The sequence below is a fragment of the Staphylococcus saccharolyticus genome (assembly GCF_900458815.1).
GTDB lineage: Bacteria > Bacillota > Bacilli > Staphylococcales > Staphylococcaceae > Staphylococcus > Staphylococcus saccharolyticus.
Genome location: NZ_UHDZ01000001.1, coordinates 2,041,517 through 2,056,562, shown reverse-complemented (window position 1 = coordinate 2,056,562; position 15,046 = coordinate 2,041,517). Strand labels below are relative to the sequence as shown.

The window sequence follows — 15,046 nt, the reverse complement described above, 5'->3', positions numbered from 1 at the left end:
TAAGAACTATTAAAAAGGTAAGAGGTAACTTGAAATGGATTTAACTCATATTAAGGCTATAGTCTTCGATTTAGAAGGAACATTATTAGATAGAGTAAAGTCGCGTGAGAAATTTATTGAAGAACAATACGAACGCTTTCGCGACTACTTTATTCATGTACAATTAGCTGATTACAAAAATAAATTTATCGAATTAGATGATGATGAAGATAATGATAAACCAGATTTATACAAACAAATCATTGAACAGTTTCATATTGATCGGCTAACGTGGAAAGATTTATTTAATGATTTTGAGATGCACTTTTATCGTTATGTTTTTCCATATTACGATACATTATATACTTTAGAAAAGTTATCGAGTCACCATTATTTAATAGGTGTTATCGCTAATGGTAAATCAAAAATAAAGCAATTTAGATTACATTCACTAGGAATTATACATGTCATTAATTATTTAACTACATCTGAAACAGTAGGTTATCGTAAACCACATCCCCAAATATTTGAAGACATGATTGAACAGTTAGGTGTTGAACCTTCTGAGGTGATGTATGTAGGCGATGATGCACTCAATGATGTTGCTCCTGCACGTGCAATGGGTATGGTAAGTGTATGGTATAAACAAGACGATGCAGAATTAGAACCTCTTGAAAATGAAGTCGATTATACTATTTCAACGATTGAGGAATTATTAAAAATTTTACCTGAAAAGTTTGAAACAGAAGGAGAAGAAGAACGAAATGGCTATGGATTTAATTACTAATAAAGATGGAACAGCACTTCATTACAGTACCATGGGAGAAGGATATCCTGTTGTATTCATTCACACTGCATTTGATAATTATTCATTATTTAATGATATTGCGCAATTATTGTCTAAATCATTTCAAGTCGTTCTTCTTGATTTGAGAGGTCATGGTTATTCAGATAAACCGAGAGATATTGAATTTCATCATTTTGTAGATGATATAAAGTTTTTACTAGATTCTATTTACATTGATCAAGCGGCGATGATTGGCCATGAAATGGGAGCGATGATTGCAGCAGATATGTCTATAAGATATCCAGGTTATGTATCTTCAATTACTTTAGTTAACCCCACATCTATAGAAGGTGAGTTACCTGAAGAACGGCTATTTAGAAAGTATGCACATAAAATACGTAACTGGGAAGACGATAAACAAGAGAAATTTTTAGATAAGCGTAAATATTACAAGGCACGTAAGATGAATAAGTTTTTAAAACATGTGAAAGATACTAACGCCATTTCTACTAAAGAAGAAATTCAAGCTGTTAAAGATGTCTTTAAATCTCAAGGAATTTCAGATGTTTTTAAACATGTAAAAGTACCTACCTCAATCATTGCAGGTGAACATGGCGAACGGACAACAACATTAGAAGCGAAAGAAGTCGCTGATTTAATCGCACATTGTGAATTTGAGGTTTACGACCAATCAAGCCTATACCCATTCGTAGAAGAACAAGACAACTTCGTCAAAGAAATAACAAAATTTATTAAATATTATTCTCCACACAAAAGAACATAAAAGTTTAAAATGAAGTATTTACACAAGAAAGGCAACAAATACTTTAAGTTGGGGAATGGGACAGCGATTTATAACCATTTTTATGTGGCTTGCGGTAGTTTTAAGAATATAAAAATGTTCATTATAATTTCTTTTAGATAATAGGTAATATTTTTGATTTATAAAAAGTGTTACTTGTAATGATTTTGTAATATTATTGTCATTTTAGTAATATTTATAGTATAATTTAGTTAAGCACAAAGTGGATAAAGAAATAAAGGAGAGAGTGCTTATGAAAAAGCTAATGTCATCATTACTTGTTTTAGGATTAGTTATAACAGGAGTAGGCGTTAGTCATAATGTTGAAGCAGTGACTGGTAATACAATGAAAACAGTACAACGATTAAATCATGATGATCAATCATTAGAAAATGTTAAAATAGGCGAATCTATGAAAAGTGTTTTAAATAAATATCATAATCCGATTTATTCTTATAATCTTAATGGAACTGAAAAATATTATGAATTTAGAACAAATAAAGGTGTACTACTTATAACAGCGAATGGTAAAAAAGATAGAGGTCATGTGATTCGAGTCTCTATGACATATAACGTAGCGAATGGCCCTTCTTACAAATCTGTGAAACGTCAACTTGGAAATAAAGCTATTAGCCGTGTACACTATAATAGTGTGACAGGTAACTTTGGATACATTCAAAGTGGTCATACGAGCTACCAATTCAGTTCTAATTCACCTAACGATAAAAACATGAAATTATATCGTATAGATTTAGCTAAATAATCATATACAGTAAATAGAAAGATATTTTTAGAATCAAGTCAATAAGTAATGAAGTTGTGGAGCATAAAGATGAGCCTGAGACATCAATCAATGTCTCGGGTTTTTTACGTATTAAGAAGCGATGACTGAATTGAAAATGCATTTATATCAAGTTTTTTTCAACTATAGTCCGCGGTCTCATCAAAGAAAATTTCATTCAGAAATTCAACAGACAAAGCAAATTGGGTTCGGGGCTGGGACAACGAATTTAATACGAATTCTGTCCCACTCCACTTGTGTTTTTTCAATTTAAACAACAAAGATGACAAATGCTTTAAAGAGAGGTTAGAGAAAAATTATGTATTGTATGGTAAAATTTTAAACTGAAAATCAGTTATTGAATTAATAGTTTATATAAACCTTCACATCAAGTATTTGTATGAAAAAGGAGTTAATCATGCGTACAAATGATAAAGTATTGCTCGAGAATATTAATGATTATTTTAGTCATAAAGGCATGTCGCCAAATCTAGTAGACGATATTAAAGAAAAATTTCGTTCAGATATAAAAAAATCTGAAGAAAAAGATCGAGATTATATTGAATACAGAGGTAAATCGCCAGCACAGTTGATATTGACAATTCAACGTAATTTATTTGCCTTGCAACTTAATCCAGTTATCTTTTTCATTATCAACTTCATTCTCATATCATATTTGTATGATAAACAGTATGTTCCGTTTCAAGCTATTACTGGAATAAGTTTATTTTATTGTTTAGTTATCTTTCCATTAACTATTATTTTGTATATCCGTATAGCTAGAAAAAATTATTTATATAGTAATAAGTTTGAGATGTGGGTTGGAATAGCCGTCGCTATAATTTCTTTAATTTTGATTATCATGCAAGGATTTCATTTTAATTGGGCAATTATTCCAATTTCTGTATATGGTCATCAAGTTGTCTTTTTTGGTGGTATCATTTTAGTTCTGATAGGTACTTTCTTTAAACGTCTAGAATTCGTAGGTGTAGGCTTATTATTCTGTCAGAAAACCATTGATGCTATGATTCCAAAACCTCAAATTGCTCAATTTTTCTCATTAGCTATATGGATTATTCTTGTAGTACTCATCATTTTTTATACAATTAAACTATCTGCCCGTACTAAATCTTAATCTCTAAAAAATGATACAATACTTCCTTTTTGTATATACCAATATTGACTTAACTCAGTATGAATGAAATGATTTTCTTACTGAGTTTTTACTTTGTTATACTGATATTGGATAATAAATTGACTTTAAAGTTCGTCTTTCTGTAGAATTACAAAAAGATACAGTTATAACTTAAATAATTGTATTAATTGAAAAATAAATTAATTCCTCTGTTAGCAAATCAAAGGCGTGACAGTGAATTGATATGGGTATAAGAATTACTAAAGGGAGGTGCCAGGATGAATAAAATTCAAACTTGTAATCAAATTGAACTCAATTATTGTGATGAAGGAGAAGGCATCCCCATTATTTTAATTCATGGATTAGATGGTAACTTGATAGGGTTTAAGGATTTAAAAAATGAACTCAAACAAACATATAGAGTAATCACTTATGATGTAAGAGGGCATGGCAAATCCTCACGAGCAGAATCTTATGATTTAAAAGATCATGTTGATGATTTAAATAATTTAATGGATGCATTAAATATTAGTTCTGCGCATATATTAGGACATGATTTAGGGGGAATTATTGCTAATGAGTTTACTGAGCACTATCAGTATAGGGTTATTACTTTAACTATTATTTCTGCTAAAAGAGAGGATATTACACATGGATTTACGAAGTTAATGGTGGATCATCAAGAAGAAGTGGCAGGATTTAATAAATCAGAAGCCATGATTATTTTATTTCCTAAATTGTTTAAAGATCAAGAAAAAGCAATGAAATGGTACCAATGTCAAAAACTTTATAGCAGACCAACGCCAGAAGATAGTGCTATTGCAATACGTGCGTTACTCAATAACATAGATATCAAAGAGGTACATGATAAAGTTACTGTTCCGACATTAGTTATTAATGGGGGGTACGATACACTTATATTGATAAATTGAATTATAGAATTGATAGTTACTTTGACAATATTAGAAAAGAAGTCTTTAGTGGATCTGGACATACACCACATATTGAAGAAGCAGAAAAATTTTTAAACGTATACTTAGATTTTATAGAACAAGAAGAAAGCTAGTTACAACTTAAATAAGCCCTTGAATGGTCGGATTTTGTATTGAGGTTCTTAAAAAATTGGACTTAAAAAGGTACACAAAAAATCATTCAAGGGCATTTAATATAGCAATAATATCTTAAATTTTATAGAATCAAATATATTCATTAATTAAAAAAGAGTAAGATAGTAGCTCTGATTCTTAATGAATCAGAGCTACTATCTTACTTCTTATTTTTTATACTTCGTTTTCGTCGTTAGCTTCTTTAATGCGTTTGTTAACGCGTTTAAGTAATTCGTCTATTTTCTTACGTTGTTTAGCATTTACTAAAATTAAAACAGTTCTTTCATCGTGTTCGTTACGTTTTTTGTTAAAGTAATCTTCTTGAGAAAGATTTTTAACAGCTTTAACAACTTGTGGTTGTTTATAGTTTAAGTGGTTAATAATATCTTTAAGATAATATTCATCCTCTTTATTTTCACTAATATAAGTTAATACTGCAAATTCTTCAAAGCTAATTGAGAATTCCTTTTTAATAATACTTTTTAATCTGTCAGCATAAGTGACCATAGCTAATAATTCGAAGCAATCATTAATTTTTGAAATAGCCATTATTGAAACCTCCCTATTTATATCGTATCCATTTAAGACGCTAAATAACATAAGTCTAAGGTGTAATTGTACAATCTTTTATGTTGAAGAGATAAGACTTACATGGATACTCTACCCGAATTTATTTATTTTGTATCTATTTTGTTGAAAAGATACGAAAGTGTCTGTCATAGTTTAGTATTAAATAAATTTTAAAGAATATATTTAATGCTATATTATTTAGTTAATTATAACTAAATAAAAATAAGAAGTAAACAAATAAGTGTTTATAAAACTAATTATTCTTTAAACTTTAACATTGAATTAGCAAATTAGCATTTGACTTATTCAAAAATATCAGAAATATTTCTAATTTTCCTTAATTTAATAAAAAATGCTGAAAAACAATACTTTTGAAAATTTTAGATATTTCTAATTGATGTATAATTTAATCATTTTAGAAGAAGGTGCTTTGACCACCTGTTCATCAATAGATAAACCTTTATTAACAATAATATACCCACCTTTTGAACTTTTTTTATAAGAAATTTCTCTTTTTCTAATTTTCCCATTTTTTATAACAAACACATATTGATGTTGAATGACTGCTGTTTCAGGTATCTCGATATCATTAGATAATAGAGTGATTTTAAAGTGGGTTCCCAATAATATGAAATTCCATTTTTAATTTTATTTGGAATAGTTGTAATTTCTTTAATTTTTCTAATAAATTGAGTATGGTCACTAGAAGTTACTGATATATTTTGATTAATTTTTAATAAACTCACATCAGATTCTGATATATTAGCATGAATAACACGTTCATCGCTATCAATTTGCACTATTTTATCGTTAGCTTTAGAAGGATAGGCATTAAGAATTGAAATACGTCCATTTATAGGAGAAACTAGCGTAGATTTTATAGAAGATTGATCTTGAATCATTTGAAATTGAAGGTTTGAGCGTAATAAATATGAATTGAGTTGAGAGTGCGATGTAGAACTTTTATTGAAAGAAAGATAATTAAGTGCGTTTTTTGTGTTAGTGATTCTGTTTTCTTTTTCAAAATTATAATATTCTATAATGGGTTTTTTAATAGAGACTTTATCATTGTTTTTTACTAATATTCGGTTAAGTTGTCCAAAAGAGGGATTGTAATAAAATGTATAGCTATTAATAGGTGCTTGAATACCTGTTGCTGATAAAAGAATTTTAGGTTTAGTACGAATTGTTTTCAATGTCGTTACATCATCATTATCAGACTTAATTTTTAGATAGGTCAGATAACTAAAAGTTGATGTAGTTAATATAAAAACCACAATTAGTATATAAGTGATAAGACGCTTTTTATTCATAAATGTTCACCTCATAATGTTGTAGTAAAAATATTATACAATAATTATTTATTAATAAATAGATATAGTTTTGACGGAGAGTAATTTATCTTTTTGAAACTTCTATAGGTTTCATTTATTTAAAAATTCGTTGATTTTTACTGTAAAAAACAAAAATCCTGAGACATCAATCAATGTCTCAGGTAATTTTTACGTATTGACAGACGATACCTGAATTGAAAATGCATTGATATCAAGCTTTTTCAACTATAGTCTGGCCCCCCAACAAAGAGAATTTCATCTGGAAATTCAACAGACAAAGCAAGTTGGGGTTACATTAAGGTGTGGGACAGCGAATTCAATATGAATTTTGTCTTACTCGATTAAAAGTTGTGTATCTTAAAATAAACGTAATAGAATAATACCAATCGCAATACATATTAAACCACCGATTTTACGGATGGTTATTTTATTTTTAGGGGAACCTAGTAATCCGAAATGAACAATGATGATTCCCATAAGCATTTGACCTAACATTGTAACGATAGTGGTTAATGCAGCGCCTAAGAATGGCATTAAAATAATATTTGAAGTTACAAATGCCATTCCGAGTATACCACCAATAAAGTAAAAGGATTTAATTGTTCCTAATGTTGGATGGGTGCGTGTAAAAGTCTAAAGCTACGATTAAATATTAGAGTAATAATGAATAAAGCGATTGTCCCTATTGTAAATGAAACGAGCGAAGCAAAAATGGATGATTGAGTTTGCTTAGCAAGTGCACTATTGATAGTCGTTTGTATAGGTGGAGCTGAGCCAAAAATAAATCCGATGATGAGCCATATTAAAATTTTCGAATTTTTTCCTTTTTCAATCGGATTTCTGCGTACATAATTCATAAGTATAATACCAATGACTAAAAGGAGAATACCGATGGCTTTCAAGAAAGTAAAGGACTGTTGTTGTGCACCTAATAAGCCGAATGTATCAATGATTACTCTCATAATTATTTGACCTGTAACAGTAATAACAACTGTTAATGCAGCGCCTAATCTTGGTAATAATAGTAGGTTTCCTGTTAAAAATATGACGCCAAGTAACCCACCAAAAAACCAAGTGTAATTGAATGTTTGCTCTGAAAAAAATGTTGGCGTAAAGACACGTGGGTTAATGATAAGGTAAAGAATGGATAAACAAGCGGTACCCACAGCAAATGATATTGTTGAAGCATAAAATGATGAACGTGTATATTGGCTCAATCTGGAATTGATTGATGTTTGAATAGGGAGCAACATGCCTACAAAAATCCCTAATAAATAAAGAAATATCATTAATAGTACCAACTTTCTTAAATTAATAATATTATGATACCATGCCAAATGGCCTATTAAGCAAGTCTTGTTAATTTAAAATGAATGTATCTGTCTTCTTTAACTACAAAAAGCATCATCAATGACCCTTTATCTATAAGTCATTAATGATGCTTTATTTATTATCTTTAAATTAAATTTAATGTATTGTTTTTTATCTTCAAAAATAACGGTTGTGTTCCTATCAATCACTTGAGCGGCATATGCTTTTATTGGCTTACCCACATGTGATTTCAAAATATCTAATTCTAATATTTGATTTATACTTTCTTTAACTAACTGCTCGGCTATAATTGCATTGAATTGAGGTAGTTGTAACTTAACAGGTTTGTCTAAATTAGATTTAAATATCAGTTATAACGTTTTAGGCATCTTACTGGCCCTCCTTAAATTAATGATTCTGTTTTAACAACTTCTACTTTGTCATAGTTTTCACCAGTGATACGTTCGATAATTGAACGAAAAGTTCTAATTTGATCATGAGTCAGGACTGGATTTAAATTTGTAAAACGACGCTTGTGTTCAACTGCTTTACCTTCAGAGTTGTGCTCAACTTGAGTAAAGATGACAGTCACTTGATTTACTTCATTCATAGTAATAACCTCCTTTCACTTTATATATCGTTTGAGAATAAAAAAAGGGATACTAATCATTAAATTTTTAAAGCAAATTTTTTGATGTAACTTAAACATCATTTATCATTAAATAAGAAACGTAAATTAGGAGGACGTATGAATCACGTAGAACCCATTAAAAGTAAAATAGATATTTATCGACTGTACCAAGTGTTAAAAGAACGCTCTGTTAGAGACTATTTATTTTTTAAATTTGCTATACATACTGGAATTAGACTGACAGATTTGTTAAATATGACTGTAAAACAATTAAAAAGTCAGAAAAAGGGGAATATAAGAACGTCGTGGATTGTAGAATATGAATCAACAATAAAAGTTAAAATACCTGATGATTTACAACAAGAGATGAAAGGCTATATAGAAGAGCTTCGATTAGAGGATGAAGATCTTATCTTTCGGTCAACGAGGACACATCAATGTCTTTCCAGACAACAAGCTTATAGAATAGTTCATCATGCTGCAGAACGTTTGGACCTTCAGCATGTTGGACTTACTACTTTAAGAAAAACATTTGCTTATCATGCTTTTCAATCGGGTATATCTATTTCAATCATTCAAAAATACCTTGGACATCAAACGATTCAAGAAACAAAGAAGTTTATTGGACTTACGAATCAATTAAAACATCATACTATCATTGCATTAGATTTATAAGTGATGATTTATTATAAAAGGAGGGGTTTAATGAGCTTGGTGTATCTTCTAGGTGTTATGATAGTCATCATGTGCTTAACATTACTATCAATGAGTCATCGAAAATTAAATAAGGCTGCTGGCTATCTTGCTTTACTTGCACCCATTCTTTCATCCATTTATTTTATTTTTCAAATATCCAATGTTATTCACCATAAATTTACAACAGTACATTTACCGTGGATGTCATCCATTGATATTAATTTAGATTTGAAATTAGACGGACTTAGCTTAATGCTCTCATTGATTATTTCGCTTATAGGTGTGGGTGTCTTTTTCTATGCCACACAATATCTATTAGCTAGCACAGATAATTTACCTAGATTCTTCGTTTATTTACTGCTATTTATGTTTAGTATGATTGGAATTGTCATTTCAAATAATACAATCCTAATGTACATCTTTTTTACTTATTTCATATTGGTATAACAATGGAGAAAGTCAATTAGGCGCTATTCAATCATTTATGATAACTGTGTTTGGTGGTTTAGCATTATTAACTGGTTTTATTATGCTATACATCATTACTGGGACTAACACGATTTCTGACATTCTTGAGCAACGTCATACTATTGAACAGCACCCGCTATTCATTCCTATGATCATCATGCTACTACTTGGTGCATTTACTAAATCTGCACAATTTCCATTTCATATCTGGTTGCCAAAAGCGATGGTAGCACCAACGCCTGTGAGCGCATATCTTCACTCAGCTACGATGGTCAAAGCAGGAATCTTCTTACTCTTTAGATTCACGCCGTTATTAGGATTAAGTGACATTTATATTTATATCGTCACTTTTGTTGGTCTTGCTACAATGCTTTTTGGTTCATTAACTGCACTTAGACAATATGATTTAAAAGGGATATTAGCTTATTCTACTATTAGTCAACTTGGCATGATTATGTCTATGGTTGGTGTTGGTGGAGGATATGCTCAACATACGTCTGATGGTGCGTCAGAGTTTTATGCTTTAGTATTATTTGCTGGATTATTTCATTTAATGAATCATGCCATTTTTAAATGTGCCTTATTTATGGGAGTGGGTATTATTGACTACGAATCAAGTACACGAGACATACGTCTATTAAGTGGTATGCATAAAGTCTTTCCAAAAATGTATATTGTTATGCTATTAAGTGCATTATCAATGGCCGGTGTTCCGTTTTTAAATGGTTTTCTTAGTAAAGAAATGTTTTTAGATTCACTTGTCAAAGCAGTTGAACTTGACCAATTTAGTTTAACGTTAACGATTGTTATCGTTACTATAGGTGTGATTGCAAGTATATTTACCTTTACTTATGCGCTTTACATGATTAAAGAAGCATTTTGGGGAGAATATAATATAGAAAAGTTTAAAAGAAAACAAATTCATGAGCCGTGGTTATTTAGTTTACCAGCAATTATTTTAATGATACTTATTCCAGTAATATTCGTTATTCCAAATGTTTTTGGAAACAATATCATTTTACCAGCTTTAAGATCGGTATCAGGAATTGGAATGAAAATTGATGCTATTGCGCCTCATATTTCACAGTGGCATGGTGTCAATCTCCCATTAATTTTAAGTATCGTTGTTATAATTGGTGGACTTATACTGGCATTAACTGTTAATTGGAAAGATTTAACACATCAACTTATTAAGACAGCCTCCATTACTAAAGCTTATCGACGAGTATATAGAGAGTTTGACTCATATTCAGGGCGAAGTATTCGTAGTTTAATGAGTAACAAACTGAATACATATATTATGATTACATTACTCATTTTTGTTGGTATTGTTGTTTATGGTTATGTATTAGCTGGTTTTCCGTACGTACATGAATTACATGTGTCACCTTTTGGTGCTCTAGAAGTTATCTTATCTATTGTAACGTTAATTATTGGTATTTCACTTATATTTATTCGCCAACGTTTAACAATGGTTGTACTTAATGGTATTATCGGCTTTGCTGTAACATTGTATTTTATTGCAATGAAAGCTCCAGACTTAGCTCTAACTCAGCTAGTTGTTGAAACAATTACAACAATTTTATTTATTGTTAGTTTTTCGAGATTACCAAATATTCCAAGAGCTAAAGTAAATTTAAAAAAAGAAGCGTTCAAAATTATTGTGTCATTGATTATGGCTTCCACAGTAGTATCTCTTATTTTTATAGCGCAACAAGCAGACGACATGCCATCTATTGCGAAGTTTTATGAGGATGCTTATCGATTAACAGGTGGGAAAAATATAGTTAATGCGATTTTAGGTGACTTTAGAGCGCTAGATACACTATTTGAAGGTTTAGTGTTAATTATTGCAGGATTAGGTATTTATACGTTACTTAATTATAAAGATAGGAGGGGACAAGATGAAAGAGAATGACGTAGTACTGAAATCCGTTACAAAAATTGTTGTGTTCATTCTTTTAACATTTGGATTTTATGTTTTCTTCGCCGGGCATAATAACCCTGGTGGTGGATTTATAGGCGGTTTAATTTTCAGTTCAGCATTTATCTTAATGTTCCTTGCTTTTGATGTGAATGAAGTATTGATGAGTTTACCGATTGATTTTAAAAAATTAATGATTATAGGATCTTTTATTTCTATTGCTACGGCTGTCGTTCCTATGTTTTTTGGAAAGCCATTTTTATATCAAACAGAAGCAAATGTATCATTCCCTCTATTGGGACATGTGCATGTAACAACTGTTACATTATTTGAACTAGGTATATTACTCACAGTTGTAGGAGTGATTGTAACAGTAATGCTATCTATAAGTGGTGGTAAATCATGAATTTAATCTTGATGCTTGTAATAGGATTCTTGGTATTTATAGGAACGTATATGATTTTATCAGTTAACTTAATTCGCATTGTTATTGGTATTTCTATTTATACTCATGCTGGTAATTTATTTATTATGAGTATGGGAAAATATGGTCCTCATATGTCTGAACCATTAATTCAAGGTCATACTAATCATTTTGTTGACCCTTTGTTACAAGCAATTGTACTCACAGCCATTGTTATAGGGTTTGGTATGACTGCATTCTTGCTTGTGTTGATTTATAGAACCTATCGAGTAACAAAAGAAGATGAAATAGGTGCATTGAGAGGTGAAGAAGATGACGAGTAATTTATTAATATTACCTATGCTTCTTCCATTCATATGCGCTTTAATCCTTGTTTTTACAAAAAACAAAAATCAAATTTTCAAAATTTTATCTATTACAACGATGATAATGACGACACTAATTTCACTAGCATTACTCATATATGTGATGAATCATAAACCGATAACATTAAATTTTGGTGGATGGAAGGCACCTTATGGAATTCAATTTTTAGGTGATTCACTTAGTCTACTTATGGTAACTGTTTCGTCTTTTGTAGTTACCCTTATTATGGCGTATGGCTTTGGTAGAGGAGAGAAACGTGTCAATCGTTTCCATTTACCAACATTTATTTTATTACTTACAGTTGGTGTGATTGGATCCTTTTTAACATCAGATTTATTTAATCTCTATGTCATGTTTGAAATAATACTACTTGCATCATTTGTGCTTGTGACTTTGGGCCAATCAGTTGAACAATTACGTGCTGCGATTATATACGTGGTTCTGAATATTATAGGATCATGGTTGTTCTTATTAGGTATTGGGATGTTGTATAAAACGGTAGGCACATTAAACTTTTCACATTTAGCTATGCGTTTGAATCATATGGAAAATAATCAAACTATTACTCTTATTTCTTTAGTATTCTTGGTAGCCTTTAGTTCTAAAGCAGCATTGGTAATCTTTATGTGGTTACCGAAAGCGTATGCAGTGTTAAATACTGAACTTGCAGCACTTTTTGCAGCGTTAATGACTAAAGTCGGTGCGTATGCAATGATTCGATTTTTTACGCTATTATTTGATCAACATACGAATGTGACTCATACATTACTCGTGTTTATGGCATGCCTCACAATGATTATTGGTGCATTTGGGGTTATCGCTTACAAAGACATTAAAAAAATTGTAGCTTATCAAGTGATATTATCTATAGGATTTATTATTTTTGGTTTAGGCTCCAATACATTTTCGGGAGTGGATGGTGCCATATTCTATTTATCAAATGACATTATCGTTAAGACACTACTGTTCTTTATTGTAGGTAGTCTTGTATATATGTCAGGTTATCGCAATTATCAATATTTAAGTGGTCTTGCTAAGAAAGAGCCATTCTTTGGTGTTGCGTTTATTGTCATGATTTTTGCGATAGGTGGGATACCTCCATTTAGTGGTTTCCCAGGTAAGGTGCTTATCTTCCAAGGTGCCATTAGAAATGGTAATTATATAGGTCTTGCCTTGATGATAGTAACAAGTTTAATTGCAATGTACAGTTTATTTAGAGTGATGTTCATTATGTATTTCGGTGATGCAGATGGTGAACAAGTCAAATTCAATAAGTTACCTAGTCACCGGAAAGGGCTTCTAGGCATTTTAGTTGTTGTAGTTTTTGCGATGGGAATTGCTGCACCAGTTGTGCTAAAAGTGACAGATAATGCTACAGAACTTAATATGAAAGAACATGTTTTTCAAGAAAATGTGAGCCCTCACTTAAAGGAGGTTGATCATTAATGAAGCAAGTTGTTTTAAATATTGTTATTGCGTTTTTATGGGTTCTCTTCCAAGATGAAGACGAATTTAAATTTACAACTTTCTTTGCAGGATTTTTAATTGGATTAATTGTAATTTATATTTTACATTGGTTTTTTGGTGAAGAATTTTATTTGAAAAAAATCTGGGTAGCAATTAAATTCTTAGCAGTTTATTTATATCAACTTATCACATCGAGTATCAGTACGATTAACTACATTTTGTTTAGAACAAAGGATATGAATCCTGGTTTGCTAACATATGAGACCTCCTTGAAGAGTAACTGGGCTATTACGTTTTTAACTATTTTAATTATTATTACACCAGGGTCTACAGTTATAAGGATATCTAAAGATACGAATAAATTCTTTATTCACAGTATTGATGTTTCAGATAAAGATAAGCAAAACTTACTGAAGAATATTAAACAATATGAAGATTTAATATTGGAGGTGACACGATGATTGTTGCAGTAACCCAATTCTTTATAATTAGTGCATTAATACTTTTTGGTATTGCACTTCTCGTGTGCCTATTCAGATTAATTAAAGGTCCCACGACTGCGGATAGAGTCGTGTCATTTGATGCCACAAGTGCTGTTGTCATGTCGATGGTTGGGATGATGAGTGTCGTATTTAATACTGTATCATTCTTGGATTCAATCATGTTAATTGCGATTATTTCTTTCGTTAGTTCCGTATCTATATCTAGATTTATCGGGGGAGGCCATGTTTTCAATGCAAATAACAAAAGAAATCGTTAGTTTAATGTCAGCAATTCTTATTTTCTTAGGAAGTGTCATTGCATTGATTAGTGCGATAGGTATTGTGAAATTCCAAGATGTCTTTTTGCGAAGTCATGCTTCAACAAAAAGTTCCACTTTATCAGTATTACTCACAATGATTGGAGTTTTAGTGTACTTTACTGTTAACACTGGATTCTTTAGTGTGAGATTACTTTTATCATTGGTGTTTATTAATCTTACTTCACCAGTAGGTATGCACTTAGTTGCACGTGCGGCTTATCGTAATGGTGCATACATGTATAGGAAAGATGATGTTCCAAGACAATCTACAATTCTATTAAGCCAAAAAGAATTTAATTCTCCAGAAGAATTAAAATCTAGAGCTAAGTTACGCGAACAAGCCAGAGAAAAATTATACTATAAAGAACATGAAAACAATAAATTAGAAGATTAATTTATTACAATAACCATTAACGTTTTAATAAAGTTATCATAACGTTAATGGTTTTTTACGACTAAAGTC

15 protein-coding genes and 4 pseudogenes are annotated in these 15,046 nt (G+C 30.6%); 13 read left to right on the top strand and 6 right to left on the bottom strand.

What is annotated here, in order from left to right; all coding sequences use genetic code 11:
- Nucleotides 1–34: 34 nt before the first annotated feature.
- From DYE57_RS10075 to DYE57_RS10055, 5 genes and pseudogenes are all read left to right on the top strand, one after another.
- Nucleotides 35–766: an HAD family hydrolase gene (locus DYE57_RS10075; protein WP_115313903.1), complete on the top strand. Its 732-nt coding sequence runs from the start codon at nucleotides 35–37 to the stop codon at nucleotides 764–766.
- Complete coding sequence (locus DYE57_RS10070; protein ID WP_165417898.1) at nucleotides 744–1,550, top strand: alpha/beta fold hydrolase; 807 nt, start codon at nucleotides 744–746, stop codon at nucleotides 1,548–1,550. The genes DYE57_RS10075 and DYE57_RS10070 overlap by 23 nt, the downstream gene beginning before the upstream one ends.
- A 271-nt stretch (nucleotides 1,551–1,821) precedes the next feature.
- Nucleotides 1,822–2,331, top strand: a complete 510-nt coding sequence (locus tag DYE57_RS10065) for an SA0570 family protein (protein WP_115313902.1) — start codon at nucleotides 1,822–1,824, stop codon at nucleotides 2,329–2,331.
- A gap of 436 nt (nucleotides 2,332–2,767) precedes the next feature.
- The gene (locus DYE57_RS10060; protein WP_115313901.1) at nucleotides 2,768–3,484 is read left to right on the top strand and encodes a hypothetical protein; all 717 of its coding nucleotides are present in this window, start codon (nucleotides 2,768–2,770) and stop codon (nucleotides 3,482–3,484) included.
- A gap of 278 nt (nucleotides 3,485–3,762) precedes the next feature.
- A pseudogene (locus tag DYE57_RS10055) lies at nucleotides 3,763–4,550 on the top strand (alpha/beta fold hydrolase).
- A gap of 214 nt (nucleotides 4,551–4,764) precedes the next feature.
- Here the strand turns inward: DYE57_RS10055 and sarA are convergent.
- The 6 genes and pseudogenes from sarA to sroA all read right to left on the bottom strand — a co-directional run bounded on the left by sarA (nucleotide 4,765) and on the right by sroA (nucleotide 8,415).
- Nucleotides 4,765–5,139, bottom strand: a complete 375-nt coding sequence (gene sarA / locus DYE57_RS10050; protein ID WP_115313900.1) for a global transcriptional regulator SarA — start codon at nucleotides 5,137–5,139, stop codon at nucleotides 4,765–4,767.
- A 411-nt stretch (nucleotides 5,140–5,550) separates the two neighbouring features.
- Nucleotides 5,551–5,706: a hypothetical protein gene (locus DYE57_RS12450; protein WP_232619650.1), complete on the bottom strand. Its 156-nt coding sequence runs from the start codon at nucleotides 5,704–5,706 to the stop codon at nucleotides 5,551–5,553.
- Nucleotides 5,694–6,473 carry an HlyD family secretion protein gene (locus DYE57_RS10045; protein ID WP_232619651.1) on the bottom strand — a complete coding sequence of 260 codons (780 nt, stop codon included), beginning with the start codon at nucleotides 6,471–6,473 and terminating at the stop codon, nucleotides 5,694–5,696. The genes DYE57_RS12450 and DYE57_RS10045 overlap by 13 nt, the downstream gene beginning before the upstream one ends.
- A gap of 378 nt (nucleotides 6,474–6,851) precedes the next feature.
- Nucleotides 6,852–7,783, bottom strand: a pseudogene (locus tag DYE57_RS10040) (DMT family transporter).
- A gap of 192 nt (nucleotides 7,784–7,975) precedes the next feature.
- Nucleotides 7,976–8,176, bottom strand: a pseudogene (locus DYE57_RS10035) (DUF2922 domain-containing protein); the annotation flags it as partial.
- Between the two features lie 32 nt (nucleotides 8,177–8,208).
- Nucleotides 8,209–8,415 (bottom strand): sigS mRNA-stabilizing protein SroA, encoded by a 207-nt coding sequence (sroA, locus tag DYE57_RS10030; RefSeq protein WP_115313899.1) that lies wholly within the window; start codon nucleotides 8,413–8,415, stop codon nucleotides 8,209–8,211.
- 138 nt (nucleotides 8,416–8,553) lie between these two features.
- On the opposite strand from sroA, the gene DYE57_RS10025 reads away from it, so the two are divergent.
- The 8 genes and pseudogenes from DYE57_RS10025 (at nucleotide 8,554) to mnhG2 (ending at nucleotide 14,977) form a co-directional block, all read left to right on the top strand.
- Nucleotides 8,554–9,111 (top strand): tyrosine-type recombinase/integrase, encoded by a 558-nt coding sequence (locus DYE57_RS10025; RefSeq protein ID WP_115313898.1) that lies wholly within the window; start codon nucleotides 8,554–8,556, stop codon nucleotides 9,109–9,111.
- A gap of 30 nt (nucleotides 9,112–9,141) precedes the next feature.
- A pseudogene (locus DYE57_RS10020) lies at nucleotides 9,142–11,518 on the top strand (DUF4040 family protein).
- Entirely contained in the window at nucleotides 11,505–11,930 is a 426-nt protein-coding gene (gene mnhB2 / locus DYE57_RS10015) for a Na+/H+ antiporter Mnh2 subunit B (protein WP_115313897.1), read from the top strand. The pseudogene DYE57_RS10020 and the gene mnhB2 overlap by 14 nt, the downstream one beginning before the upstream one ends.
- Nucleotides 11,927–12,271, top strand: coding sequence for a Na+/H+ antiporter Mnh2 subunit C (gene mnhC2, locus DYE57_RS10010; protein ID WP_115313896.1), 345 nt, complete (start codon nucleotides 11,927–11,929; stop codon nucleotides 12,269–12,271). The genes mnhB2 and mnhC2 overlap by 4 nt, the downstream gene beginning before the upstream one ends.
- A complete protein-coding gene (gene mnhD2 / locus DYE57_RS10005; protein WP_115313895.1) occupies nucleotides 12,261–13,760 on the top strand; it encodes a Na+/H+ antiporter Mnh2 subunit D in 1,500 nt (499 codons plus the stop codon). The genes mnhC2 and mnhD2 overlap by 11 nt, the downstream gene beginning before the upstream one ends.
- Nucleotides 13,760–14,242: a Na+/H+ antiporter Mnh2 subunit E gene (gene mnhE2, locus DYE57_RS10000; protein WP_115313894.1), complete on the top strand. Its 483-nt coding sequence runs from the start codon at nucleotides 13,760–13,762 to the stop codon at nucleotides 14,240–14,242. The genes mnhD2 and mnhE2 overlap by 1 nt, the downstream gene beginning before the upstream one ends.
- Entirely contained in the window at nucleotides 14,239–14,541 is a 303-nt protein-coding gene (gene mnhF2, locus DYE57_RS09995) for a Na+/H+ antiporter Mnh2 subunit F (protein ID WP_115313893.1), read from the top strand. Before mnhE2 ends, mnhF2 begins: the two co-directional genes overlap by 4 nt.
- Nucleotides 14,516–14,977: a Na+/H+ antiporter Mnh2 subunit G gene (gene mnhG2, locus DYE57_RS09990; protein ID WP_115313892.1), complete on the top strand. Its 462-nt coding sequence runs from the start codon at nucleotides 14,516–14,518 to the stop codon at nucleotides 14,975–14,977. The genes mnhF2 and mnhG2 overlap by 26 nt, the downstream gene beginning before the upstream one ends.
- Nucleotides 14,978–15,046 lie beyond the last annotated feature (69 nt).

What these genes read in the sequence shown, in the direction of transcription:
- DYE57_RS10075 (WP_115313903.1), top strand. Translation starts at nt 35, where the DNA reads ATGGATTTAACTCATATTAAGGCTATAGTCTTCGATTTAGAAGGAACA.
- DYE57_RS10070 (WP_165417898.1), top strand. Translation starts at nt 744, where the DNA reads ATGGCTATGGATTTAATTACTAATAAAGATGGAACAGCACTTCATTAC.
- DYE57_RS10065 (WP_115313902.1), top strand. Translation starts at nt 1,822, where the DNA reads ATGAAAAAGCTAATGTCATCATTACTTGTTTTAGGATTAGTTATAACA.
- DYE57_RS10060 (WP_115313901.1), top strand. Translation starts at nt 2,768, where the DNA reads ATGCGTACAAATGATAAAGTATTGCTCGAGAATATTAATGATTATTTT.
- sarA (WP_115313900.1), bottom strand. Translation starts at nt 5,139, where the DNA reads ATGGCTATTTCAAAAATTAATGATTGCTTCGAATTATTAGCTATGGTC.
- DYE57_RS10045 (WP_232619651.1), bottom strand. Translation starts at nt 6,473, where the DNA reads ATGAATAAAAAGCGTCTTATCACTTATATACTAATTGTGGTTTTTATA.
- sroA (WP_115313899.1), bottom strand. Translation starts at nt 8,415, where the DNA reads ATGAATGAAGTAAATCAAGTGACTGTCATCTTTACTCAAGTTGAGCAC.
- DYE57_RS10025 (WP_115313898.1), top strand. Translation starts at nt 8,554, where the DNA reads ATGAATCACGTAGAACCCATTAAAAGTAAAATAGATATTTATCGACTG.
- mnhB2 (WP_115313897.1), top strand. Translation starts at nt 11,505, where the DNA reads ATGAAAGAGAATGACGTAGTACTGAAATCCGTTACAAAAATTGTTGTG.
- mnhC2 (WP_115313896.1), top strand. Translation starts at nt 11,927, where the DNA reads ATGAATTTAATCTTGATGCTTGTAATAGGATTCTTGGTATTTATAGGA.
- mnhD2 (WP_115313895.1), top strand. Translation starts at nt 12,261, where the DNA reads ATGACGAGTAATTTATTAATATTACCTATGCTTCTTCCATTCATATGC.
- mnhE2 (WP_115313894.1), top strand. Translation starts at nt 13,760, where the DNA reads ATGAAGCAAGTTGTTTTAAATATTGTTATTGCGTTTTTATGGGTTCTC.
- mnhF2 (WP_115313893.1), top strand. Translation starts at nt 14,239, where the DNA reads ATGATTGTTGCAGTAACCCAATTCTTTATAATTAGTGCATTAATACTT.
- mnhG2 (WP_115313892.1), top strand. Translation starts at nt 14,516, where the DNA reads ATGCAAATAACAAAAGAAATCGTTAGTTTAATGTCAGCAATTCTTATT.